Source organism: Bartonella sp. AU16XJBT (assembly GCF_028618665.1).
GTDB lineage: Bacteria > Pseudomonadota > Alphaproteobacteria > Rhizobiales > Rhizobiaceae > Bartonella.
Genome location: NZ_JAQITF010000013.1, coordinates 1 through 22,486 on the forward strand (window position 1 = coordinate 1; position 22,486 = coordinate 22,486).

Annotated in this window: 29 protein-coding genes and 1 tRNA gene; 14 read left to right on the forward strand and 16 right to left on the reverse strand. The window is 36.8% G+C overall.

The genetic code is table 11. The features are described from left to right. The first annotated feature begins 321 nt into the window (after window positions 1-321). Window positions 322-504 (forward strand): type II toxin-antitoxin system HicA family toxin, encoded by a 183-nt coding sequence (locus tag PVV66_RS07360; protein WP_038473319.1) that lies wholly within the window; start codon window positions 322-324, stop codon window positions 502-504. 20 nt (window positions 505-524) lie between these two features. Continuing rightward, window positions 525-947: a type II toxin-antitoxin system HicB family antitoxin gene (locus PVV66_RS07365; RefSeq protein ID WP_273719177.1), complete on the forward strand. Its 423-nt coding sequence runs from the start codon at window positions 525-527 to the stop codon at window positions 945-947. A gap of 3 nt (window positions 948-950) precedes the next feature. Here PVV66_RS07365 and PVV66_RS07370 read toward each other — a convergent pair whose 3' ends face one another. The 10 genes from PVV66_RS07370 to PVV66_RS07415 form a co-directional block, all read right to left on the reverse strand. Beyond that, window positions 951-1,493 carry a hypothetical protein gene (locus PVV66_RS07370; protein ID WP_273719176.1) on the reverse strand — a complete coding sequence of 181 codons (543 nt, stop codon included), beginning with the start codon at window positions 1,491-1,493 and terminating at the stop codon, window positions 951-953. Window positions 1,494-1,503: 10 nt separating this feature from the next. Beyond that, the gene (gene ssb / locus PVV66_RS07375; RefSeq protein WP_273719175.1) at window positions 1,504-1,947 is read right to left on the reverse strand and encodes a single-stranded DNA-binding protein; all 444 of its coding nucleotides are present in this window, start codon (window positions 1,945-1,947) and stop codon (window positions 1,504-1,506) included. 141 nt (window positions 1,948-2,088) lie between these two features. Beyond that, a complete protein-coding gene (locus PVV66_RS07380; protein ID WP_273719174.1) occupies window positions 2,089-2,463 on the reverse strand; it encodes a helix-turn-helix domain-containing protein in 375 nt (124 codons plus the stop codon). A gap of 25 nt (window positions 2,464-2,488) precedes the next feature. After that, window positions 2,489-3,361, reverse strand: a complete 873-nt coding sequence (locus PVV66_RS07385; RefSeq protein WP_012230849.1) for a DNA adenine methylase — start codon at window positions 3,359-3,361, stop codon at window positions 2,489-2,491. A 111-nt stretch (window positions 3,362-3,472) separates the two neighbouring features. After that, window positions 3,473-3,988, reverse strand: coding sequence for a hypothetical protein (locus PVV66_RS07390; RefSeq protein ID WP_273719173.1), 516 nt, complete (start codon window positions 3,986-3,988; stop codon window positions 3,473-3,475). Further along, on the reverse strand, window positions 3,975-4,331 hold the full coding sequence (locus PVV66_RS07395) for a baseplate wedge protein 53 (RefSeq protein ID WP_273719172.1): 357 nt from the start codon (window positions 4,329-4,331) through the stop codon (window positions 3,975-3,977). Before PVV66_RS07395 ends, PVV66_RS07390 begins: the two co-directional genes overlap by 14 nt. Window positions 4,332-4,513: 182 nt before the next feature. Beyond that, a complete protein-coding gene (locus tag PVV66_RS07400) occupies window positions 4,514-4,897 on the reverse strand; it encodes a hypothetical protein (RefSeq protein ID WP_273719171.1) in 384 nt (127 codons plus the stop codon). Continuing rightward, window positions 4,881-6,068 (reverse strand): DUF1376 domain-containing protein, encoded by a 1,188-nt coding sequence (locus tag PVV66_RS07405; protein WP_273719170.1) that lies wholly within the window; start codon window positions 6,066-6,068, stop codon window positions 4,881-4,883. Before PVV66_RS07405 ends, PVV66_RS07400 begins: the two co-directional genes overlap by 17 nt. Next, window positions 6,058-6,405, reverse strand: a complete 348-nt coding sequence (locus PVV66_RS07410) for a YdaU family protein (RefSeq protein ID WP_273719169.1) — start codon at window positions 6,403-6,405, stop codon at window positions 6,058-6,060. Before PVV66_RS07410 ends, PVV66_RS07405 begins: the two co-directional genes overlap by 11 nt. Next, window positions 6,398-6,874, reverse strand: a complete 477-nt coding sequence (locus PVV66_RS07415) for a crossover junction endodeoxyribonuclease RuvC (protein WP_273719168.1) — start codon at window positions 6,872-6,874, stop codon at window positions 6,398-6,400. Before PVV66_RS07415 ends, PVV66_RS07410 begins: the two co-directional genes overlap by 8 nt. Window positions 6,875-7,003: 129 nt before the next feature. Between PVV66_RS07415 and PVV66_RS07420 the strand changes: the two genes are divergently transcribed. After that, entirely contained in the window at window positions 7,004-7,780 is a 777-nt protein-coding gene (locus tag PVV66_RS07420; protein WP_273719167.1) for a hypothetical protein, read from the forward strand. A gap of 24 nt (window positions 7,781-7,804) precedes the next feature. Here PVV66_RS07420 and PVV66_RS07425 read toward each other — a convergent pair whose 3' ends face one another. Both PVV66_RS07425 and PVV66_RS07430 read right to left on the reverse strand, forming a co-directional pair. Continuing rightward, window positions 7,805-8,227, reverse strand: a complete 423-nt coding sequence (locus PVV66_RS07425; RefSeq protein ID WP_273719166.1) for a hypothetical protein — start codon at window positions 8,225-8,227, stop codon at window positions 7,805-7,807. A 16-nt stretch (window positions 8,228-8,243) separates the two neighbouring features. After that, window positions 8,244-8,561: a hypothetical protein gene (locus tag PVV66_RS07430; protein ID WP_273719165.1), complete on the reverse strand. Its 318-nt coding sequence runs from the start codon at window positions 8,559-8,561 to the stop codon at window positions 8,244-8,246. Between the two features lie 85 nt (window positions 8,562-8,646). Here PVV66_RS07430 and PVV66_RS07435 point away from each other — a divergent pair, with 85 nt between their 5' ends. The 8 genes from PVV66_RS07435 (at window position 8,647) to PVV66_RS07470 (ending at window position 13,475) form a co-directional block, all read left to right on the forward strand. Beyond that, window positions 8,647-9,243 (forward strand): S24 family peptidase, encoded by a 597-nt coding sequence (locus tag PVV66_RS07435; RefSeq protein ID WP_273719164.1) that lies wholly within the window; start codon window positions 8,647-8,649, stop codon window positions 9,241-9,243. Between the two features lie 316 nt (window positions 9,244-9,559). Beyond that, window positions 9,560-9,937: a hypothetical protein gene (locus tag PVV66_RS07440; RefSeq protein WP_273719163.1), complete on the forward strand. Its 378-nt coding sequence runs from the start codon at window positions 9,560-9,562 to the stop codon at window positions 9,935-9,937. Window positions 9,938-10,004: 67 nt separating this feature from the next. After that, a complete protein-coding gene (locus tag PVV66_RS07445) occupies window positions 10,005-10,397 on the forward strand; it encodes a Rha family transcriptional regulator (RefSeq protein ID WP_012230865.1) in 393 nt (130 codons plus the stop codon). A gap of 9 nt (window positions 10,398-10,406) precedes the next feature. After that, window positions 10,407-11,165, forward strand: coding sequence for an antA/AntB antirepressor family protein (locus PVV66_RS07450; protein WP_273719162.1), 759 nt, complete (start codon window positions 10,407-10,409; stop codon window positions 11,163-11,165). Window positions 11,166-11,177: 12 nt separating this feature from the next. Further along, on the forward strand, window positions 11,178-11,564 hold the full coding sequence (locus PVV66_RS07455; protein WP_273719161.1) for a hypothetical protein: 387 nt from the start codon (window positions 11,178-11,180) through the stop codon (window positions 11,562-11,564). 242 nt (window positions 11,565-11,806) lie between these two features. After that, window positions 11,807-12,568 carry an ERF family protein gene (locus PVV66_RS07460; protein ID WP_273719160.1) on the forward strand — a complete coding sequence of 254 codons (762 nt, stop codon included), beginning with the start codon at window positions 11,807-11,809 and terminating at the stop codon, window positions 12,566-12,568. Window position 12,569: 1 nt separating this feature from the next. Beyond that, window positions 12,570-13,193 (forward strand): lambda exonuclease family protein, encoded by a 624-nt coding sequence (locus PVV66_RS07465; protein ID WP_273719159.1) that lies wholly within the window; start codon window positions 12,570-12,572, stop codon window positions 13,191-13,193. 78 nt (window positions 13,194-13,271) lie between these two features. Then, window positions 13,272-13,475: an AlpA family transcriptional regulator gene (locus PVV66_RS07470; RefSeq protein ID WP_007347214.1), complete on the forward strand. Its 204-nt coding sequence runs from the start codon at window positions 13,272-13,274 to the stop codon at window positions 13,473-13,475. Window positions 13,476-13,575: 100 nt separating this feature from the next. Here PVV66_RS07470 and PVV66_RS07475 read toward each other — a convergent pair. Beyond that, window positions 13,576-13,651: transfer RNA gene (locus PVV66_RS07475), tRNA-Phe, on the reverse strand. A gap of 401 nt (window positions 13,652-14,052) precedes the next feature. On the opposite strand from PVV66_RS07475, the gene PVV66_RS07480 reads away from it, so the two are divergent. The 3 genes from PVV66_RS07480 to PVV66_RS07490 all read left to right on the forward strand — a co-directional run bounded on the left by PVV66_RS07480 (window position 14,053) and on the right by PVV66_RS07490 (window position 18,553). Then, on the forward strand, window positions 14,053-15,216 hold the full coding sequence (locus tag PVV66_RS07480; protein ID WP_273719158.1) for a phosphoserine transaminase: 1,164 nt from the start codon (window positions 14,053-14,055) through the stop codon (window positions 15,214-15,216). A 387-nt stretch (window positions 15,217-15,603) separates the two neighbouring features. After that, entirely contained in the window at window positions 15,604-16,893 is a 1,290-nt protein-coding gene (locus tag PVV66_RS07485) for an adenylosuccinate synthase (protein ID WP_273719157.1), read from the forward strand. A 238-nt stretch (window positions 16,894-17,131) separates the two neighbouring features. Continuing rightward, entirely contained in the window at window positions 17,132-18,553 is a 1,422-nt protein-coding gene (locus PVV66_RS07490) for a hypothetical protein (protein ID WP_273719156.1), read from the forward strand. A 189-nt stretch (window positions 18,554-18,742) separates the two neighbouring features. Here the strand turns inward: PVV66_RS07490 and rpoH are convergent, their stop codons facing one another. The 3 genes from rpoH to PVV66_RS07505 all read right to left on the reverse strand — a co-directional run bounded on the left by rpoH (window position 18,743) and on the right by PVV66_RS07505 (window position 22,243). Next, a complete protein-coding gene (rpoH, locus tag PVV66_RS07495) occupies window positions 18,743-19,627 on the reverse strand; it encodes an RNA polymerase sigma factor RpoH (protein ID WP_273719155.1) in 885 nt (294 codons plus the stop codon). A gap of 149 nt (window positions 19,628-19,776) precedes the next feature. Further along, on the reverse strand, window positions 19,777-20,781 hold the full coding sequence (locus tag PVV66_RS07500) for an RluA family pseudouridine synthase (protein WP_273719154.1): 1,005 nt from the start codon (window positions 20,779-20,781) through the stop codon (window positions 19,777-19,779). 31 nt (window positions 20,782-20,812) lie between these two features. Then, window positions 20,813-22,243, reverse strand: coding sequence for an aldehyde dehydrogenase family protein (locus tag PVV66_RS07505; protein WP_273719153.1), 1,431 nt, complete (start codon window positions 22,241-22,243; stop codon window positions 20,813-20,815). Window positions 22,244-22,486: the final 243 nt, after the last annotated feature.

A 22,486-nucleotide genomic window follows, 5' to 3' on the forward strand; every position in this document is an offset into this window, starting at 1 on the left:
ACATCATTGGTTACTGAATGGCGTTTGATATGTGCAAAATAGATTAGTCTGTTTTATCAATAAAAACAGTACTTTAAGCCCTCTTGAAAGCTTAATATTTTATCAAATTTTAGGGGATATTTTTGAACTTTAGATACAATACGACTAGTGCCGTACTGCCACTAAATACGATTTTTCACGTATTGTCAATAGAAAAATCACGATATTATATATTTTTAATTTTTTTGATCAAAACTTAGTATTTTAAAAGCCAATCTTTAATTTTATACAAATAACAACATTTATGTTGCATTTAAACATTTTAGATGTTATATTATATTTATGAACAGTCAAGAATTAAAAAGATATCTTACGAAACATGGTTGCAGTTTTACCTCAGGGAAAGGTGGCCATTTGCTTGTAAAACGTGGTTCTAAAAAATCCGTTTTACCTATGCATGGTACGCGGAAAGAATTAGGAACGGGATTAGTTCAAAAGATTCTTAAAGATCTTGACCTAAGGTAAGTCTGAATATGGAGATGTAAATGAAATATGCACTTAAATTTATCAAAGATGACAATGATACTCTTCTTGTCGTTTCCAAAGACTTTCAAGAATTTATTACCTATGGTAACGACGAAAAAGAGGCTTTGGAACACGCTAAAAATGCCCTTTTAACAGTTATTATGGGGCGTTTCCAAGATCGAGAAGTTGTCCCTTTTGGAGCTCGTGATGCTGCCTATCCTTTTGTTGAAGTATCTTCATTAGTTATTTTAAAAATTGCAATACACAACGCTATGGTTGAAAAGAATTTACGCAAAGCTGATCTTACGCGTCTTTTAAAACTCAATCCAATACAAATTGACCGATTATTGGATTTAAACCACGCAACAAAATTAGATGCTTTAGAATCCACTCTTATTACTCTTGGCAAAGAAGTTACCATTAGTATCCAAGATGCCGCTTGAAACTTATTGGTTTTGCGTAAAATGTTTATGGAGCGCATTAAGAGCAACATACAGCGAACCTACAAGATGAGATAGTGATTGATCTTCACTAACAAGATATTGTAATGCGGCATGAAGATTATATTGATGGTAAAAACATTGTGCTTCTTTGATAACCTCTTTCATTTCTTCATAACAATGAGTTGCTCTTTCAATCCATCGTTGTTGTGCCTCTTCATTTGATGAAGGAGTAAAATCATCATAAATTGCATTTGGTAAGGCTTTTGCACAGAGGTAATTATTTCTCACTTCAATATATTTTTGTGCAACATCGTATTGATCTTGATTAATCACACCTTTCAGATAAAGCCGTCCGATATAAGTACCGGAAAGTGGATTTTTTGCTTCTTCTATGGTCAAGCCAAAGCGTTTGGCACGCATTTCTATTGCCAATTTATTTATGGGTTCATGTGGTGTTTTGACTCGTGAGATACGACCATTGGGTTCTCTGGTACATCCCTTAATCCGTGGACGTCCACGTTTTGCATGTTTTTTTCTTTTTGTCATATTTTTTCAATCAGAATGGCATACTGTCATTAAGAGATACGCTATAATCGGAGGCACCAGAGGCGATAGCATAATTTTGAGAAGTAATGGGTGAGGGGGTAGATTGCTCTTTTTTTGCATCAAGCAAATGCAATTCACCTTTATATTGTGACAAGACAATCTCTGTTGTGTAACGGTCATGACCGTTTTTATCTTGCCATTTACGGGTTTGTAATTTGCCTTCTATGTAAACCTTTGAACCTTTACTGAGATACTGAAGAGCTATTTTTGCCAAATGTGGATTAAAAACTACCACGGAATGCCATTCAGTTTTCTCTACTTTTTGGTGCGTGTTTTTATCCGTATAGCTTTCAGAAGTAGCCAACCTAAAATTGACTATTTCAGCTCCAGAAGTCATCGTTTTGCTTTCGGGATCTGCCCCTAAATAGCCAATTAAGATCACTTTATTCAACATGTTTTTTGTTACCTTAAGTTTGTGTTTAAATATGTAAAAAAACTAGCATAATTTTATTATTTTTTCAATTATTTCAAAAGGATATTATTAATTATTAACATATAACATTATGTTTTACGGCATACCTATACGATAAGGAGATCAAGGTAATTTATTTTGCTGTTTCTTTTCTATTTTCTTCATGAATTCCTTGAACTCTGTTAGATTTTTTTGTGAAAGGCACTTAAAATTTCTAACAAACGGGTTAGGCATTTCATGGTTAAGTGGATCAGAAGAGTTTATTGTAAAATTCTTGCGATAAATATCAGCTTCTTTTTTTAAGAGAGAAGCCATATCTTGATCTAAATCGTATAATTCTATGACCTTTTCTTCCATACCAACGGGCACAGATTTTTTGCCAATCTCGACAGAAGATAAAAACGCTACAGATATACCTAATTTCTCAGCCATATCTAATAGACGCTCTGCATGATCTATACGAATTTTACGTAAGGTTTTGCCAAATGGTGCAAGCATTTGATTAAAGCTCCTATTCACGCAATCAAGCTGCTTTGAGAAGTGATATTGTGTTCTTTTCTAAGAATTGAGGCATTTTGATTTTAGGCGAAAAAATCATCAGTTCAGTAGCTTGCCTTTTCTCCTGTAGAGAATACTGTATGTTGAATTCTACTAAGGGATATTTTCTGTACAAAGATTTAATTTCTTCTACATTATCATAGGTGATCAACCAGGGCGCATTCACATGTTGGGAAAGGGTATTTTCTAATACCTGATGATCGTTAGCTTGATAAAATGAAGCATATAATCCTCGTCCTTTTTTAAAATAAGGAGGGTCCATATAAAAGAAAATATTTTCATCTTTATCTGTCCCATAACGTAGCAAAAACTCTCGTGCATCTAACCGTGTTAAATGTATCCTATCTTTGTGCGTACTTATGCGAAGAATGCGTTCAATGATGTTTTTTTTGTTAAATCGGCAATTTATTTTATAATTGCCATTTTGTCCTTTGCCTCCAATTGGACCAGAATTTTTAATAATTCCAGATCGATTTGTACGATTTAAAAAGAGTGCAGCAAATCCTAGGCTAAGTACATCTGCTTGTTCAGAAGAAATTTCTTTTTGTTTATACCATTCTTCTAAGCTAACGGCCGTTGTGTTAATTTTTTCTATTAATTCTTCTGTTTTGTGTAAGACACAATGCCAAAAGCTCCAAATGAATGGATCAATATCGTTAATATGAATATCTTTAACGTCATTATTCAAAAGAAGCTTGAGCGCAAGCCCACATCCACCAGCAAAAGGTTCCCTATAGGAACATCCATTTAATCCATTTTTTTCAAAAATTTCTTTGATTTTTCCATAAAGTATGGCTTTACCGCCTGGATATCTCAATGGTGAGCAGATATGAGTCATTGCTACACCCCTTTCAATATGTTTGTGATTTCTTTAGTTGATTTCATTAATAGAGTGTTAAGAAGATACAGCACCGATTAACCTAAAAAGTCTTATAAATTGGAAATTTTGCTATGGCTTTTTAGTACAAGACTGTAGTATGTAGATGGATATATTTATTAAACTGCGTGTACGAAACATAAGAAACAATACACAGCATAAAAAGTAGTACCAAAGCACAATGTCTAAATACCCAAATACGGTATCCAATGAAAAAGAAAACTGGTGTTCCACGTGCTTAGAAGTGACAGGCAAAGAAACAGCCTCTCCATAACTATTTGGAAAAATTAAAACGACAAGCGCTAAAATTATTATCTTTAAGAGTTTGTGCATATATTGTTGTAAATCATGTGTTAGGATCACCCAACCCGTTGTATCATCATGTTTATATTTTGGATTATTTTGCAATTCAAAAGGAATATGAGAATTGCATAAAATTACAAAAATATTTGTTATTATTATCAAACCAAAAGAGGCAAATATCAAAATACTTTGAATAAAATAGGGATTTTTTTTGATATCTAAAAAGCATAAAAATATAAAAACTATAATGCCAAACAAGGCTCTTAGTTGCTTATCTGTAAACATTTTCATTTCCTGCGGTTTTCGATAGTTTTTTGATCTCTCTGTTAATCTCGTCTATAAGAGGCTCGTAATTGAGAACGCTTTTTGGCAAATTTCCTCCATAAACCCATGCTTTCACTTGCGCCTTGGTACTGAAATCCGCATTCTTTGGTATGGTGTAATATTGAGCACCATCAAACTTTTCATACTCCCTTGTGCCATCTTCATATTCGTAGAGATTATAAAAATACTCTGCTGCTCCATCTCCCCATGGAACATAACCAACAGCCGTTGCAATAAATTTTTTGTGCATTACTTGCATAGGCTGTTTACGTTTTTTAAAGAATCGTCGTTTTAATATTTCCATGTTTTAATTCCTATTTTTACCAATAGGTTAATTTACCTCAAATTTGACCGTACAGAGCGTTTTATATTACAGATGTTGTTTTCATCATAAAATCTTTAAATCGCTTTGTACGGTATCTTTTTATCGATTTAAACGCATATCTAATTACAAAACCATCAGCACTTTTCACTATTTTGCTGTTTTTAGGCTGCTTTGGAATTACCACTGTCATACTCTTCACTAGGCTTGCCTATTCTCGCGAATGAAATGCGCTTGCCTCCTAATGCTTTGTTACGCGTATTTTCAACAGCGATAAAAACTTTCTCAGCAGTGCCATAAAGCCCGCTTTCTAAATCACGACAATACTGCGCAAGATCAGCACAAGAGGGAACAAAGGTTGTTGACATGCCTTTGGCTTCTCCACGGATAAGATTTTTAACAGCTTGCAACAAAGACCAGAGTGAGATGCCGTTAAGAGCAGCGATATAAGCCTTTGCACGTGCTTGTGCATTGGAAACTTTTTGCATTGTCAAACCGCCTTCAAGCACATCAAGAGCCTCTGCAATATCTTCAACAGACGCTTTCAAGGAAAGTAAGTTTTGGACTGTCTGATAAGCTTCTAAAGCTTGTTTCTCTAGAGCTGGCGTCAATTTCATGCCACTGATCAAGGTCCAAGGACATTCCAGTGTTACATATTTTGCCATCTGTTGCATGGCGTTTTGTAGAGGCATCACTAAGCTGTCCTGTACCGATAAGGTTACGGATTGCCTCTCCGGTACCACCACAAGTTCTTTGATCTTTTGAAAAGTTTCCATAATTTCCACCATTGTTGTTCGTGTTTTTTGTTTTTTCTAAATCCTCGATAGCCTTGCGCACCCAGTTACGCCACGTTGCTTGCCAATCTCGCTTGCTAGCGTCCTTACCTGCCTTGGCATTCCAAAAATCTCTAAACTTTGCGATTTCGACTTTGACACGCTTTGGAGGCAAGCCCTCTGCAATGGCAAAATCGTAATCGGGTTCGAAATCCGCAGGCAATCGACAACCTCGATTAGCTTTTGACTGCTTGGCTTTTTTGAGAACGTTTTCTTGCTCGTGAATGGGAGATTGGTTTTCTACACCCGTTTCGATTTGCTCTGATTGGCTCTCAACAGCATCAACCTCGATTGGCTCGTGAACCAAATCGTTCGTTTCTAAATTTTCAGAACCAATTTCTTTTTTTGCTAATACGATAGTATTAGTTTTTTTATTATATATGTTATTGTTATTGTTAATGGCATCATTAAGCATTGCATTAGCATTGCTTGTAGTATGCTTAAGCATATCGTTAGCATCATGCTTAGCATCATTAAGCATTGCTTTAGCATCATGCTTAGCATTTTGATCATCGCTAATTGTTTTTTCTTTATGACGTTTTGCCCATTTTGCTTGCGCTGCCTTCTGTGCTCTCTCTGAAAATTTATTTATATTTTCATTTGAGTTATTGAGTTCTTCCTCAACATCTGAACTCCACAAACGACCATCTTCTAAAGAAATGATGTGCCCAGATCTAAATAAATAATCTAACGCCTTTTCAAATCTTTTTACTGTACAACAAGTAAAATGAGATAATACTCGTGAATCATTCAAAAGAGGTTCACGCGTGTGTAACATTCTTATTCGCAACTTCACATAAACATTGACTTCCATAGGTGGTAAATCAGAAAGTTTAAATAGCCACTGATCTGTATTAAGTCTCGTCCAAGCCAATTTAGTTGACATATTTTACCTCCTTTTCTTCATTATTATTAGAGGTAAAATTATCTAGCTCTTCACTGAAGTTATTAAGCTCTTCTTCAACACGCGTATTCCACAACCCGCCATCTATCTCAATAAGTTTATCATTTCTCATGAGATATTCGACAATAGCTGCAAATTTTTTCTGCGAACAATGACAAACGCGTGCAAGCGTTTGAAAATCTGTTTTAAGTGGTTCTTTTTTTTCATACATGCAAATGAGAAGCGTCATATAAGCCCCCCTTTGCTCCAATGTCATTCCATCTGTACCACTTATCCAGTCATACAAATGGAATCTTATCCATGGCATACCATTAGACATGCATACCCCCTTCTTTCTTTAAATATAAAATTGCTAAAGCATCTGCTTCATTATCATCTTCAGGCGCGTGCCCTTTTGCATACATCGCCTTAATCATTTCTACTTTTGAGGCGTTGCCTTTTCCTGTTGTTGCTTTCTTAATTGTGCCAACAGGAATGCCTTCATATGGTATCTGATGATGTTCACACCACGCTGTTAAGGTTGCTAGAAAGCCCCCATAAATATGAGAAGCGTCTGTACCCACATGCCGGCGCACCTCTTCAAAATACACCGCGTCAATTTCATCAACAGATCTCTTTAGTTCAGTAAGCCACTTCTTAAAGCGCAGATAACGCATACCACCGCCTTCAAAACGGCGTGATTGAAAATGCTCTGTATCGCTTGTTATGTGACCATCCGCACCACGTATCGCCCAGCCTGTCTTAGTCCCTAGATCAAGACATAAAATGGTTTGTGCGTTAGTGATCATTATCCCCCCTTAAGGTTGCTGTGTGTTTATGCGTGCGTTATGACAGAGCGCGTTGCGATTGCCTGTCTTGCAAAAATGTTTGTGAAAAAGTAACCTCCCAATGATTCTAAAAAAGTGGGGAGGGGAAAGATGCAAGAATGGATAAAGATATTTCTTACAGGTTTTGTGTCATTTGCTGTGTCGCTTTCAGTAGCGCTTATTTTAAGAAATAAAGACCGTAAAGAAGCAGCCAAAATCCGGAAAGATGATTTAGAAAAAGCTGCAAAAAAACGAGAAGAAGATAGAGAATGGGTAAGCAAGCAATTTGCAGAAAGCCAAGAACAGACGATAGCCCTTAAAGAGCAAGCGATATCGACAAAAGATATTGCCAAATGGTCAGAAGAACATATTAAATTTTTGTTAGATAACAAAAGAGTAGAGGATTTAGGAACGCCACCTTCCATATATACAACTGGCCCACATTTTCCAACAAAAGGCAAGTGGACGCTTCTTTGTTTAAAAATAAAAAACAATGCACAAACTGTCATCCACGTTTTAAATATAAAGCTAAAAGATGGTTCTCGCTTTATTCTTGGATATGGCATTAGATACAAACCAGAAACAAGATTGTGGCAAATGCAAGCACCATATGTTAATCCTGATGCCAGACCAACGTTACACACAATATCATCCGGATACTGTGAGAAAGCAAAGGATTTTCGAACGGGACAAGAAATTGATGTTAATATTTCTATAGCTCCCTTAGAAGATAAGTACACAGGAATCCTTATTTTTGTAGCAGCGCGTGAAGAAGATATAAAAGCCCAAGTTACTTTAATCATTACTCATACATCCCCATTGAAACCAGAAACAACAATGACTGTAACGACACAAACCGACCTCATAGACTTTAAAAAATTGGATTAATTTACTTAGGAAAACGTTTTTATGCTATGATTTATTAATTTGATTTCTTTTTTTGATAACTTCATCCCTTAAGAGATCAAGCCTTAAGAGATCAAGCTTATCTTTGACTAAGATCATAAACAAGATCAGCTCATTTAAGCGATAAAAAGATAACAACTCTTGAGAAAAATAATTATCAAACCAAGTTGTAAAAGCTTGCGTAAACGCAGATGAAAACCATTGATTAAAATCATCGTACGGCAATAATGGAAAATAATTTCTATCATCACGCGCAAAGATACTATATAGCATATAGACAAAATAACCTGTTGATGAGGGATCTATTCTTGTTTCAAAAGATGCATCTTGAGGCGAACGGACACCATAATATATGGTTGCCTCTCCAATATTATTAACAAGATCAATCAACTGGACTTTGCTTATGGAGATTTGTGGGACATCTATCATCTCTGATCTTTCTTCTTTAAGAGTGTGAATGCTGCTGTTGATGTTCGTTATTATCTGTAGGGGCAGCAATAAAAGTAGATTGTGAAGATAATTTAGAATCACATGATTGCGTCCTATAAAAAAACGAGAAAAAGTCTTCTGCCTTAATCGGTGCTCCAATTCTGTTGGCTTCATTCAAAAGAATTGGGATATGTTTTGTTGGAATTCTCCCACCAGTTCCACCTTTTGATACAGGACGGAGCCAGACGTACACGCGTGTTCTATGAACCCCAAGCAACTGAGATACCCTACGAACCCCACCTAACAGATTTATTATTTCCGAAAATTGTTTCATAAGTCATATTGTAGCTTATTTAGGTACAATATCAATAGAAAATGTAACGAAAATCATAAAAGATTTTTTTTCTAACAAAGATATAATGGAAACCATGAATAACATTATGAAAATTTGGCTAAGTGAAGCCTTACAAGAATCTGGATTATCTCAATCATCGCTTGCCAGACAACTAAGTGAGAAGGTGCATCGCCCTATCTACCGCTCTGCAGTTAATAAAATGCTGACAGGTGAACGAGGAATAAGTGCACAAGAAGGTATAGCAATTGAGGAAATCACAAAATACCCACTTCCACGAAAAAAAACTATACCCTTAATGGGTTATGTAGGAGCAGGTTCAGAAATTATCCCCTATGAAGACGGTTGGCTTGAAGAAGTGGAAATGCCCCCATATATTACAAAGGATACATACGCAGTAAAAGTTGAAGGCGACTCAATGGAACCTTTCATTGAGGATAAATCTATTTTATTTTATTCAGAAAACATTTCTCCAAGTTTACTTCTTAATAAAAAAGCAATTGTCTATACGCAAGATGGACGTTGTTTTGTCAAAATAATAAAGCAAGGTAGTAAGCCTGGTTTATTTAATTTAGAGAGTTTAAATAGGTTGTATCCAGAAATAAAAGATATTGCATTAATTTGGGCTGCGCCTATAGACTGGATAAAACCACCGAGATTTTAAAATAGTTAAATCATATGAGCATAATTTTCTTCTTATCGTATATTTCTGTTAAGGAGAGAATTATGCAAATATTTGCAAAATAATCGATTAGAATATTAAAATTCAATGTAATTAGTATTATTAAATCTCTAGCTATTCTAAACATATATCCCTTTTTCAGTAATTACAGTTTTAATTTTCTAAGTGACTTTTTATATTTATGTAAAAATTTTCTAAAATCGGTACATATGTATTGACATATGTTACTAAATACGCTACATTGGTATCCATAAACCACGCACAAACAATTGCCAAGAGGCGTTAGGGAGGAGCAATTATGGAAAATCCAATTCTTATAAATTCTGATGAAATTTTATTAGTTGTCTATAATGATGATGATCAAAACATTGGTCGGTCTGGACCACTTGATGAAAGCCAAGTTCTAAAAATTATTGACGAGGCAGATGATGCAATCCAAATTCTTCGCATCAATCCTTCTGAGAATAATTGTGAAGATATCTCTGAAGAAATTGCAGAAGCATATGTAAAAGAAAATATCGAACATCTCCATGAGGAGAGTAAAGTTCATGACTTTGTACGCGAGAGTGTTGCTTACCATGACCTTTTATCTGATTTAGCAGACGAAAAATATAATGATGAGATGTTTGGTACTTATGAACAACAACACCGTTTGCGTCCTTGTGATGTGCTTTAAAATTCTTAAGGGCGTTTGAAAAAGCGCCCCCTTTTTCCCATCAATCCCACCCAATATGAGGTCCGTAATGGAAAAGCTAATTGCTATCCAGCAAAATACAAACAAACATGAAACAATTCCAACCATGTCTAGCATTGAAATTGCAGAGTTATGCGGTAAAAGACATGCTCATGTAATGCGAGATATTCGTAAACTATTTAGCGAACTTAAAATCGACCTGAGTAATTTTGCTGGATTATACAAAGATTCAACAGGTCGTACTCTTCCTTGTTACCATCTTCCTAAACGTGAATCTCTTATTGTCATTTTAGGTTACAACACTGTGTTACGCGCAAAAATCATAGATTATTGGAAAAAATTAGAAGAGCAAGCAGCTAATCCCCAAATCGATTTTTCGAGCCCTGAAATACGAGCAGCTATCATGATGCATCTTAAAAATAAAATTAAACAGACTGCATAGGAGTTCATCATGAACACTCTCATAGAGATTAAAGAACAAATCATTGATCAGGAAATAGTTCAGACAGTAAATGCACGTGATCTGCATGCATTCTTAGAGGCAAAACGTGACTTTTCAAATTGGATTAAGGACCGTATTACCAGATACAATTTTATAGAAGGACAAGACTTTGTAAAAACACAAGATTTGCGGTCGCCAAATTTGGCGAGCGCAAAATCTAGGGCTGTTATCGCGATTAACTACTATCTCACACTCGATAGAGCCAAAGAACTTTCTATGCTTGAGAACAATCAGAAAGGGAGAGAAGCCCGTTTATACTTTATCGAATGTGAAAAGCGTGTAAAGCAAGTGGTAGCACCACAAATCGACTATTCAAGTCCAAAAGCTATGATTGGCTTTTTGAATTACCTACAAGGTCAAATAGATCAAAAAGACACCATCATTGAAGATTTAACACCAAAAGCCATGGCTCTTGAAAGCTTACAGCGCCATGATGGGCTCTTTGGTCTTACAGAAGCTGCTAAAATACTCGAGATGCAACCAAAACAATTCATTCAATTCTTACAGCAAAAAGGGTGGATTTACAGACGTGCAGCGGGTGGAAATTTGCTACCGTATCAAGACAAAATCCAAAAGCAACTTATGGATTGTCCAACCATCACGCTTCAAACTGCATGTGGAATAGAAAAAGTCATTCCTTGCGCAAAAATCACAGCAAAAGGCATTGGTGTGTTGTCTCAAGAACTTAAACGACAAAGCATGCATTAAGAGGAGGTTATTATGATAAAAAAGAAATACGAACTGACCGATGAAACCACCGATATTGTAAGTTGCCATACATTGTACCGCATTCGTGCTTTAAGAGATTTTGATGATGTTAAGGCTGGCGACCTTGGGGGCTTTATAGAAAATGAAAGCAATCTCTCTCATGATGGCAATTGCTGGGTCTATGATAATGCTTGTGTTACTTGGGGTTCAAAAATTTATGACAATGCAAAAATTTATAATAACGCCCGAGTGTATGGTGGTGGTCGCATTTTTGAAAACGCACAGATTTACGGAAATGCAATTGTTTATCCCAATGCAAGAGTTTATGGCGACGCAAAAATTTACGGAGATTCAGAGATCTGCGGAGAAAGTCGTATCACAACAAACGAAAAAAAATAAATCATGTATAAATATGAAATTAAACCTACCTTGTGTGTGCAGTTAGTTGTGAAAAAATACGCACAATCTAAGTGAACTTTGTATCACTATCTCTGGGTATAAAGACGAGCCTTATGTAGATACCATAATTTCTGAAGACATCATACAGCCTATAAAATCCAAACTCTAACAACCAAACCAACTTTTAACACATGCGTGATTCACGCCACGGGTGAGTTGCGTCTTCAATGGAGGAAAGCAAAATGAATGAACTAAACACGAACTTAACAGAAGTAAACAAAACAAACGATTGTGAAGTCAAATCTACAGCTATGGAGCTTATTTTAGAAAGAGCTTTAGAAAATGATGTTGATCTGGACCGTCTCAAGAGCCTTCTCGAATTACGAGAAAAGGAGATAGAACGACAAGAGCGCCAAAACTTTGTTCGTGATCTTTCCGCTATACAAATGGAATATAAAGATATCGAACAAAACGCCCTTAATACACATACTAAAAGCCTCTATACAACGCTTGATAAATATATTGATGCTATCAAAGAACCTCTTTCAAAATATCACTTTGCCTTGTTCTCTCGTATCAAAGAGCAGAGTTCAAATAGCATAACCGTAGAAATGACTTTAAAGCATATATCGGGCAATGAAATATCAACACAAGGAACATTTCCTTTTGACACTACTGGAAGTAAAAACAACGTACAAGCGGTTGGTTCTACTATAAGCTACGCACGTCGATATCTCTTAGGCATGCTTCTTAATGTTGCAAGAAAAGAAGACGATACAGATGGAATAACGCTTATAGCAGGTGTCACACCGGAACAGATGAATGAAATCAAAGAATTAATGGAACAGACACAAGCAAAGGAAAGCGATATTCTTTCTTTTATAGGCGTAAAAAATCTCACACAGATGTCTTATAAACAAGCCCAAACTGTTTTGTTTGCTTTGAAAAAAAAGCAACGCTCACAAATGAATAAAGCACAACAAGAGCAACAAAAGGCGGTGTGAAATGGAACAAAGAACAGCAGAATGGTTTCAAGCCCGTTTAGGCAAAGTTACCGCTTCAAACGTTTACAACATACTCAGTAAAACAGCAAAGGGAACCCCTACAAGCAAATATGAAGACTATAAAATTAAACTCATTACAGAGCGTTTAACAGAAGAAGTAAGCCAATTTTATACAACGCCTGCTATGCAATGGGGCATTGAACATGAAGAAGATGCCCTAAAAGAATATGCATTCATTTATGATACTGAAGTCTCTCAATGCGGTTTTATCCAGCACCCCACAATCCAAATGGCGGGGGCTAGTCCTGATGGGTTTGTTAGTGATGACGGTTTAGTTGAAGTCAAATGCCCACAATCCCCAAATCATCTACGTTTTTTTATAGATGACCATATAAAGCCTGAATATCGCGCGCAAATGCAATTCCAAATGGCTTGTACGGGACGAAAATGGTGTGATTTTATCAGTTATGACCCACGTTTTACGAGGCAATCAACATACCTGCGCATGAAAATCAAACGCATTCACCGTGATGAAGAACACATTGAACAGATTAATCAAGCGGTCGAAGTCTTTTTAGCAGAAATAGAACAAGAGATGCAAAAGATTTTGACAAAAGCCGCTTGACGTTATGGGGGTGCTCTCTCCTCCCAGCACCCCCACCCACTTAAGTAATAAGTAATATAAAAATAGAAAGGTAATGAGATGATATTTGATGATGGCGATAGATATGTAACAACCCGTGAATGTGCACAGCTTTTTAGTGTATCAACCACAACGATTCGCAATTGGGTGCTTCAAGGGGAGTTTCCGCAACCCTATAAGCTAGGAAGAGCCGTAAGATGGAGAAAAAAGGAGATCTTAGCCTTTACTCCAAAGAAAAATAGGGAACAAATAACAACAAATTAAGTAAAATTGTATAAACCACAAGAGGTGGTCTGAAAGGTGGTCTGAAAAACAGCGAATCAAATAAAAAATTATATATTTCAATATGTTAAGCACGAGAGAGTGGTGCCCAGACGCGGATTCGAACCACGGACACGCGGATTTTCAGTCCGCTGCTCTACCTACTGAGCTATCTGGGCATGCTTCATAAAAAACATAGAGCGTGTGCGGTTATAACATTAAAATTTTCTCTGTCCAGTCATCAAAAGAAAAATAATTGATTTTTTAATAAGTTTATCTCCCTATTCTAGAGAGTTATCAATGAATCCTTATCATAAAATAAACTTGATAGGTATGTTGTGATACGTTAGTGTATCGTTATCAGAATGCTATCTTATCGTGGTGATGATACGAAAAAAAATAAAAGAATCAATTGAGAGGCATGATTTAGAAAGATTTTTTTACAAAGTTTCCGTGATTTTTAAGCCTACGAAATAATAGAAAACATTTTTGACTTTTTTCTAAAAAGACTCTTGATTAGTCTTTATAACAATTTGTTTTTCTTTATAAAGGAAGCAAAACATCTAAAAGGGGAGAAATAATGATAATGTTACAAAAACCAAGCAGTCGTCCCAAGAATACTAATTTTTCTTCAGGTCCTTGTAGCAAACGGCCTGGTTGGACTTTTGATGTTCTTAAAAATGCATTAGTTGGGCGTTCGCATAGATCGAGAGAAGCAGAATTAAAACTTGCTGAAGTTGTTAATTTAACCCGTGAGATTCTTGAGGTTCCTTCTGATCATCGTATAGGAATTATGCCAGGTTCAGATACCGGTGCTGTTGAAGCTTCTCTATGGTCTTTATTAGGTGAGCGTGGCATTGATATGGCGGCCTGGGAAAGTTTTGGATTTGGGTGGAATAAAGATGTTGTTGAGCAATTAAAACTTTCTGATGTGCGCCGTTTTGAAGCCCCATATGGTGAAATACCAGATTTAACCCAACTTAATTTTGATCGTGATGTTGTTTTTACATGGAATGGGACAACTTCTGGTGTGCGTATTCCTAATGCGGATTTCATTCCGGATAAGCGGGCAGGATTGACCATTTGTGATGCAACGTCTGCAGCTTTTGCGCAATATCTTGATTTTTCAAAATTAGATGTCGTTACTTTTTCGTGGCAAAAAGTTTTGGGAGGTGAAGCAGCACATGGTATGGTGATTTTAAGTCCTCGTGCTGTTGAGAGGCTTGAGAATCATGTTCCAGCTTGGCCTATGCCTCAACTTTTCTGTATGACAAAAAATGGAAAATTGAACGAAGATATTTTTAAAGGAAAGATAATCAATACGCCTTCTATGCTTTGTGTTGAGGATTTTCTTGATGGGTTGAAGTGGGCAAAGTCTCTAGGAGGTGCAGCAGCACTAAGAGCACGGGTTGAGAAAAATTTTTCTGTATTTGATACTTTTGTTCGTAAAACACCATGGTTAGAATATTTGGCAAAAGATCCTCAAGTGCGTTCTAATACTTCTATTTGTTTAGATATTGTGGATCCAGTAATTACTGCTTTAGATACTGAAAAGCGAGTATCTTTTATAAAAGCCGTCGTGAATCGTCTTGATGAGGAAGGTGTTGCTTATGATATCGGTTCGTATCGCGATGCTCCTCCTGGGCTTCGAATTTGGGCGGGTATAACAATTGAGGCTTCCGATCTTGAAATTTTAACACAATGGCTTGAATGGGCGTTCCAAGTTGAAAAAGCACAGCTTTAAATAATGACCGGTGATTTTCACGATGCGTTTTTAAACAGAAAAAGGATACGAGAGATTATGATGATCTTTCGTATTCTTGTATCAGATAAACAACTTCTAAATAATTTACATGAACTGTAAAAGCTTAAGAGGGGAAATGAATGCTTTGTCATGGGTTGGCAAAACACAAATTGAAATCTCTAATTTTTTACTTTTTGTAGTAAAAATAAGAGATTTAGAATATTGGGGTATTTGCTTATCTTTATTATCATAAATTTGAAAATTTAATTACTTGAAGATTGAGAAAAATCTGAAATGAGGAGTCGCACTTGCTCTAAGGTTTCGTTATAAAGAAGTATTTGTTTTTGAATGCTGGTTTTTTTGACCAAACACGCGACGGAGAAAATTATGGCCAATGTAGTTGTTGTCGGTACACAATGGGGTGATGAAGGCAAAGGTAAAATTGTAGATTGGTTGTCTGAGCGAGCAGATATCGTGGTGAGATATCAGGGGGGGCATAATGCTGGCCACACATTGGTTATTGATGGAGTTAGTTATAAATTATCACTTTTACCATCTGGTTTAGTGCGTGGGAAGTTATCAATCATTGGTAACGGTGTCGTTGTTGATCCTCATCATTTTGTTGCAGAATTAAAAAAACTATGTGATCAGGGTATAAAAATTACACCAGAAATTTTACGGATTGCTGAAAATGCTCCCTTAATTCTTTCTTTGCATCGTGATCTTGATGCAATTCGAGAAAGCGGTTTATCAGGTTTAAAAATTGGGACAACAAAGCGTGGTATTGGGCCTGCTTATGAAGATAAGGTGGGACGTCGTGCGATCCGTGTGATGGATTTAGCAGAAAAAGATACACTTATGGCTAAGATTGAGCGGCTTTTGAGGCATCATAATGCTTTGCGCCGTGGGATGGGTGTTGCAGAGATTGATTCTCAAGCGCTTTATGATGAATTGATGCAAGTTGCAGATAAAATTCTGCCCTTTATGGATTGTACGTGGCGTCTTTTAGATGAAGGTTATCGGGAGGGAAAGCACATTCTTTTTGAAGGGGCGCAGGGTGCTTTACTCGATAATGATTTTGGAACTTATCCTTATGTAACATCATCGAATACAGTTGCTGGGCAGGCATGTACAGGATCTGGGATGGGGCCTGGAGTCATTCATTATGTTTTGGGTATTGCAAAAGCTTATACCACACGTGTTGGAGAAGGGCCATTTCCGACAGAGCAGATAAATGATATTGGTGAATTTCTTGGGACACGTGGGCATGAATTTGGTGTTGTAACGGGTCGAAAGCGTCGGTGTGGTTGGTTTGATGCAGTTTTAGTTCGTCAGATGGTAGCAATTTGTGGTGTTCAAGGTATAGCATTGACAAAACTTGATGTTCTGGATGGTTTGGATGAAATAAAAATTTGTATTGGTTATGAGCTTGATGGTAGAAAGATTGATTATTTACCTTCCTCCATGGGAGCTCAAGCCCGTGTAAAGCCTATTTATGAAACATTAGAGGGTTGGAAGGAAAAAACAGCTCATGCATTGAGGTGGGAAGATTTACCAGTGCAGGCTGTTAAATATATACGCTATATCGAAGAACTGATTAATACAAAAGTGGCTTTATTATCCACGAGTCCAGAACGTGAAGATACTATTCTTATTACAGATCCCTTTGGAAATTGATTATTGTTTTTAGGCTTCCATATAGATTCTTTGTCCATTTCTATATCTTTGAACAAAGAGCGTTTTTTAAGAGCGCGTGAGGGAAAGGTGTAAAATAACGTTGTTTATTTTTCATATTCATTTTACACTATTACGATAGTTGCACCAATATAAATGACAATTAATTTATGAGGCTAAAAGGTTTTTTGGCTTTAGGGCTGGGGTTTCTTTTCTCAGTTTAAGAGAGATTATAGAGGAAATGGTAGATTTCATTGGAATCTTAAAAAAGGCAATTAATGCGCAAAATAATGTTACACCACAAGTGCGTCAGCGGATTTATAAACGGGCTACCGAAACATTAGAACATCAATTTTTAACAGCGAAAATACCGCAAGCAATAGCAAATGAACAAAGAAAGATTCTTCAAGGTGCTATTACAACTGTTGAAGAAGAATATTTAGCCGTCGAAAAGAAGTTGCTCTCTTCAGTTATGGGGTGGAATCCCACAAATATAAATGAAGATAAAAAATATACAAAAGGAGCTATATTACCAAAGAATAATGAATTTTCAGTGGTAAACATAAACAGCAAGCAGAATCTTGTTAAAACCTTAAAGGATAATAAGGAACTTGATGGGCCTTGTGTATCAGATATGCCAGAGGCAGAGCCTGTTAATATGGAGGCTTATTTGCCTTCTGAGCATGTTAATCGCTGTGCGTTAAAGGTATCTCCTTCACAAGAAGATAATCCGCATATTGTTTCGCATATTTTTTCTCAAGCTTTACGTCGTGCTAATAAATCATTGGTGCAAAGGCGTATTGTGATAAGTGCTATTTCTGTTGTGAGTTTTGTTGTTTTAACTGTTGGTATTTTTTTTATTGGGGGGCGTGTATTTGTATCAAATGATCATCAGTTGTTAGGAGAAACTCTTCAAGCTTCTCAGGGGGTACCAAAGGTACTTTCGGTTAAGAGAAAGTTAACACAACGCTTATTAGAGGATGGGAGTGAAGTTGATGTTGGTTTAAAACAAGCAGCAGATTCTTCTGATGAAGAAGGAATCTCAAAAGTTGTTGCCAGCAATTTGCAATCGCTTGAAAAATCAGGCGAAGCTGTTTTTTATCAAGCACGTACAAATTATGATGCAGAAAAGGTAGCAACGGGAAGCGCACGCTGGACGCTTATAAGGGAATCTCATGTAAAGGGGGCTCCAGAAGAAATGGCTATACAAGGTGATATAACAATTCCCGATGAAGGGTTATCATTACGGTTAATTTTACGTCGTAATACCGATCGGTCATTTCCTGCTGCATATATTATGGACCTTATTTTTATTCTTTCTGATAAATTTTCAGGTAAAGCTATAAGCAATGTTCAAGCATTAACCTTTAAAGCAAGTGAACAATCCATCGGGCAGGCTTTAACAAGAACTATATCTGCAAAGATTAACGATGATTTTTTTCTTGTTGCATTGAGTGGTAATCATCCGTTTCTAGACCGAAATTTACAATTGATGCGAGAATTAAATTGGATGCGTTTGGTATTAACGGATAAAAACGGACGTATAAATGAATTAACCTTTGCAAAAGGACCAACAGGTGAGTCTATTTTTAATGAAGTTATTGGAAAATGGCTTGCACAACAAGATAAGTTAACAGTTCTTGGTCAAAAAAATAGAACATAGCTGCAAATAAGATAAAAGATTATTTCTCACCATCTGTATTTATCCGTTATAGCTAAACGTACTCAATAAAGCTCACACATCAATAACTCATTTGAGAGGTCCATTTACAAGTATAAAGCCAATTGATGCTTTTCTCATTTCCAATTTAAGAATGTGCAAGCAATTGGCTTTATACCTAATTCTAGAGTCTTATACTTGGCTTTGAGATAAAGCAGAATCTCTGATAGAATTCTGCACTTTTTCAAATGCACGCATTTCAATCTGTCTTACTCGTTCTCGACTAATGTTAAATTCACCAGAAAGCTCTTCTAGAGTTAATGGTACATCATTTAAACGACGTGCTTTGAATATACGCTTTTCGCGGTCATTGAGATTGTCCATAGCATTGACAAGCATGGAACGACGATTTTCCAATTCACTTTTTTCAATTAAAATTTGTTCTTGATTGTTAGATTCATCCACCAACCAATCTTGCAACTCGCTGTTTTCTCCTTCTTTTGTACGAAGGGGTGCGTTGAGTGAAGTATCACCACCAAGTCGACGATTCATCGATACAACTTCATCTTCTGTGACATTCAACTGGGTTGCAATTTCTTTTATTTGTTCTCCATTGAGATCGCCACTATCAAGTGCTTGAAGTTTATTTTTCAACTTACGAAGGTTGAAAAACAAGCGCTTTTGATTGGCTGTTGTCCCCATTTTCACCAAACTCCAAGACCGCAATACATATTCTTGGATTGATGCTTTAATCCACCATATTGCATAGGTCGCAAGACGAAAACCACGCTCTGGTTCAAAGCGCTTAACAGCTTGCATGAGTCCAATATTACCTTCTGAAATGACTTCCCCAATGGGGAGACCATAACCACGGTATCCCATCGCAATTTTAGCGACAAGACGCAAATGACTGGTGACCAGCCTATGTGCAGCTTTTAAATCATTATGCTCACGGTAACGCTGAGCGAGCATATACTCTTCTTTTGGCTCAAGCATTGGAAAACGACGCACTTCTTCCAAGTAACGATTTAATCCGCCATCACCTGTTATGACTGATAACAAATTCATATGGGCCATATAGCACCCTCCTTTTGTCTGAATTCCCTAAATAAGGCAAATTCTATGTTTAAGATAGCCAACTATCCTTGCAACTTCACTTTAGCATATTTTTCAATTTTGTTCAAAAAAAGATATTTTATTGTGAAATCTTGAGATGGAAAAAAGTTTCAATTCATTTTTTTAAAATGCTTAATAAGTTTAGCCATATCTTGAGGCAGCGGTGCGGAAAACGACATAATTTTACCGGAAGAAGGATGTTCAAAAGTAAGACTTGCGGCATGGAGTGCTTGTCGATTGAATTGATCGATTGCATTTTTAAGAGTGGGATTAAGGTTGTTTGATTTTGTTTTAAAAGCATTTCCATAAACCGTATCACCGATGAGTGGATGTCCGATATGCGCCATATGAACACGGATTTGATGGGTGCGTCCGGTTTCCAGACGACATTCCAAAAGGCTAGCAAAAGAGTTCGAGTCTGCATGAGTACCATATTTTTCAAGAAGAGAAAAATGTGTAACAGCATGACGCGCGTGAGGGTTTTGGTTCTGGACAACAGCTTGCTTTGTTCTGTTATGGGGCGAACGACCAAGTGATGCATCAATTGTCCAGACATTGCGGTGAGGTGTCCCCCAAATCAAGGCATGATAGCGTCGATCTAATGCGCAGGTCCGTCCATGATCAGAAAATTGAGCACTGAGACTTTTGTGAGCCAGATCATTTTTTGCAACAACCATAACACCGCTTGTATTTTTATCAAGACGATGGACAATGCCAGGGCGTTTAACACCACCTATACCGGATAAACTATTCCCACAGTGGTAAATAAGGGCATTAACCAACGTACCAGTCCAATTGCCATTGCCAGGATGAACAACAAGACCCGCTGGTTTGTTAATAACAATGAGATGATCATCTTCATACAGGATGTCCAATGCAATAGCTTCAGCGCTAGGTTCTGCATCACGAAGGTCAGGCATTGCCAATTCAATTATTTGATTAGGTTTTAATTTTGTTTTTGGTTCCTTGATGAATTGACCATCAATTTTAAGACAGCCTTCACGGATGAGGGTTTGCAAACGTGAACGTGAGAGCACATCATGATATTGTTTTGAGAGCCACTGATCAAGACGTTGTCCCAGAGCACCTTCATCCGTTATTTTCTGTATGACCATACGATTCCTATTAAGTTTTTAATAAGATTTTTTACCAGTATGAAATTGCTTTACTATCGAGAAATTCTTTAATTCCCCACTGTCCCCCTTCACGGGCGCGCCCAGAGAATTTTACACCTCCAAAGTAGCTTCCATCAGGTAATCCATGTCCGTTAACTTCCACCATACCGGATCGTACTTGTGCCGCAATACGACGACATTTGTTACGATCTTGCGATTGAATATAGTTTGTAAGACCATACTCAGTGTCATTTGCTAAAGCGATGGCTTCTTCTTCTGTACTAAAAGAAAGAATCGAGAGAACTGGACCAAAGATTTCTTCTTTGAAAATACGCATATGAGGTTTTACATCAGCAAAGACTGTTGGACGGACATAATAACCGCGTTCCATTCCTATAGGTAAACCAGTTCCGCCTGCAACAAGAGTTGCCCCTTCATCAATTCCCGATTGGATAAGATCTTGAATTTTATCATATTGTTGTTTTGAAACAACAGGCCCAATATGATTACCTTCTTGACAGTTTGGCCCTACTTTTGTCGTTTCTGCAATATCTTTGGCTATTTTTACGGCTTTGTCATAGATGTTCTCTTCCACAAGCATACGAGTCGGTGCATTACAACTTTGTCCACTATTATAAAAGCAATGTCGTACACCACGCTGAATAGCATCTGAGTCGGCATCAGCAAAGATAATATTTGCGCCTTTTCCTCCAAGTTCCAGACAGACTCTTTTTAAAGTAGCGCTGGCATTTTTAGAAATATCTTTTCCTGCTCTGGTTGAACCAGTAAAGCTGATCATTTCTAGATCAGGATGAGCTGAAAGGTAAGAGCCGACAGTTGCACCATCACCATTGATTAAATTAAAAACACCGGACGGAAGTGCTGCTTCATCTAAAAATTCAGCAAAAAGCATAGCAGAAAGAGGCGCAATTTCAGAGGGTTTTAGCACCATGGTACAGCCAGCCAAGAGAGCGGGGATAACTTTAAGAGTCACTTGATTCATGGGCCAATTCCATGGCGTAATTAATCCTACGACGCCGATAGGGTCGTAGTGAAGGATTGCTTGCTCATTTCCCTTTATTAAAGTTTTTTGGAATGAAAACTCTTTATAAGCTTCGATAAAATCGCGAATGTGAGAACTGCCGGTTGCGGTTTGCGCATTAAGCGCCATATCAATTGGTGCTCCCATTTCCATTGAAATAGTTTTCGCCATGTCTTTGGAACGTTTTTCATAGATTTCTAAAATTTTTTCAACAAATCCAAGACGTTCGTTTGGTGATGTTGTTTTCCATTTTTGAAACGCTTCTTTCGCAGCATTAATTGCTTTATCGGCATCTTTTGTACTTCCAAGGCTAATGATAGCACAAGCTTCTTCTGTTGATGGATTAATGACGTCAAAATCGTGAGGCGTACTTGGATCATCCCATTGACCATTGATATAAAATTTCCGTTTATTAAACATAATTCACTCCCTTTTTTCTCTTTATGTTTATGTAATTATGGTTGTCTTAGTCTAAGCCTTTTTAGACGAGGATAACAAGGATAATCTTATGAAAACGCGAGAAATTAGATTATGTTATGATCATCAAACAGGAAGATTTAAATAGAGAAATGCTTCTATAACTGTTTGTATTATTGGGACTAATCGTTTTTATAAAATGGGAGAGAAAGAGAGCTATAAACAATTTTCTTGACGCTTTGTATC

Coding starts and splice junctions, on each gene's coding strand:
- PVV66_RS07360 (WP_038473319.1), top strand. CDS start 322: ATGAACAGTCAAGAATTAAAAAGATATCTTACGAAACATGGTTGCAGT.
- PVV66_RS07365 (WP_273719177.1), top strand. CDS start 525: ATGAAATATGCACTTAAATTTATCAAAGATGACAATGATACTCTTCTT.
- PVV66_RS07370 (WP_273719176.1), bottom strand. CDS start 1,493: ATGACAAAAAGAAAAAAACATGCAAAACGTGGACGTCCACGGATTAAG.
- ssb (WP_273719175.1), bottom strand. CDS start 1,947: ATGTTGAATAAAGTGATCTTAATTGGCTATTTAGGGGCAGATCCCGAA.
- PVV66_RS07380 (WP_273719174.1), bottom strand. CDS start 2,463: ATGCTTGCACCATTTGGCAAAACCTTACGTAAAATTCGTATAGATCAT.
- PVV66_RS07385 (WP_012230849.1), bottom strand. CDS start 3,361: ATGACTCATATCTGCTCACCATTGAGATATCCAGGCGGTAAAGCCATA.
- PVV66_RS07390 (WP_273719173.1), bottom strand. CDS start 3,988: ATGTTTACAGATAAGCAACTAAGAGCCTTGTTTGGCATTATAGTTTTT.
- PVV66_RS07395 (WP_273719172.1), bottom strand. CDS start 4,331: ATGGAAATATTAAAACGACGATTCTTTAAAAAACGTAAACAGCCTATG.
- PVV66_RS07405 (WP_273719170.1), bottom strand. CDS start 6,068: ATGTCAACTAAATTGGCTTGGACGAGACTTAATACAGATCAGTGGCTA.
- PVV66_RS07410 (WP_273719169.1), bottom strand. CDS start 6,405: ATGTCTAATGGTATGCCATGGATAAGATTCCATTTGTATGACTGGATA.
- PVV66_RS07415 (WP_273719168.1), bottom strand. CDS start 6,874: ATGATCACTAACGCACAAACCATTTTATGTCTTGATCTAGGGACTAAG.
- PVV66_RS07420 (WP_273719167.1), top strand. CDS start 7,004: ATGCAAGAATGGATAAAGATATTTCTTACAGGTTTTGTGTCATTTGCT.
- PVV66_RS07425 (WP_273719166.1), bottom strand. CDS start 8,227: ATGATAGATGTCCCACAAATCTCCATAAGCAAAGTCCAGTTGATTGAT.
- PVV66_RS07430 (WP_273719165.1), bottom strand. CDS start 8,561: ATGAAACAATTTTCGGAAATAATAAATCTGTTAGGTGGGGTTCGTAGG.
- PVV66_RS07435 (WP_273719164.1), top strand. CDS start 8,647: ATGGAAACCATGAATAACATTATGAAAATTTGGCTAAGTGAAGCCTTA.
- PVV66_RS07440 (WP_273719163.1), top strand. CDS start 9,560: ATGGAAAATCCAATTCTTATAAATTCTGATGAAATTTTATTAGTTGTC.
- PVV66_RS07445 (WP_012230865.1), top strand. CDS start 10,005: ATGGAAAAGCTAATTGCTATCCAGCAAAATACAAACAAACATGAAACA.
- PVV66_RS07450 (WP_273719162.1), top strand. CDS start 10,407: ATGAACACTCTCATAGAGATTAAAGAACAAATCATTGATCAGGAAATA.
- PVV66_RS07455 (WP_273719161.1), top strand. CDS start 11,178: ATGATAAAAAAGAAATACGAACTGACCGATGAAACCACCGATATTGTA.
- PVV66_RS07460 (WP_273719160.1), top strand. CDS start 11,807: ATGAATGAACTAAACACGAACTTAACAGAAGTAAACAAAACAAACGAT.
- PVV66_RS07465 (WP_273719159.1), top strand. CDS start 12,570: ATGGAACAAAGAACAGCAGAATGGTTTCAAGCCCGTTTAGGCAAAGTT.
- PVV66_RS07470 (WP_007347214.1), top strand. CDS start 13,272: ATGATATTTGATGATGGCGATAGATATGTAACAACCCGTGAATGTGCA.
- PVV66_RS07480 (WP_273719158.1), top strand. CDS start 14,053: ATGATAATGTTACAAAAACCAAGCAGTCGTCCCAAGAATACTAATTTT.
- PVV66_RS07485 (WP_273719157.1), top strand. CDS start 15,604: ATGGCCAATGTAGTTGTTGTCGGTACACAATGGGGTGATGAAGGCAAA.
- PVV66_RS07490 (WP_273719156.1), top strand. CDS start 17,132: ATGGTAGATTTCATTGGAATCTTAAAAAAGGCAATTAATGCGCAAAAT.
- rpoH (WP_273719155.1), bottom strand. CDS start 19,627: ATGGCCCATATGAATTTGTTATCAGTCATAACAGGTGATGGCGGATTA.
- PVV66_RS07500 (WP_273719154.1), bottom strand. CDS start 20,781: ATGGTCATACAGAAAATAACGGATGAAGGTGCTCTGGGACAACGTCTT.
- PVV66_RS07505 (WP_273719153.1), bottom strand. CDS start 22,243: ATGTTTAATAAACGGAAATTTTATATCAATGGTCAATGGGATGATCCA.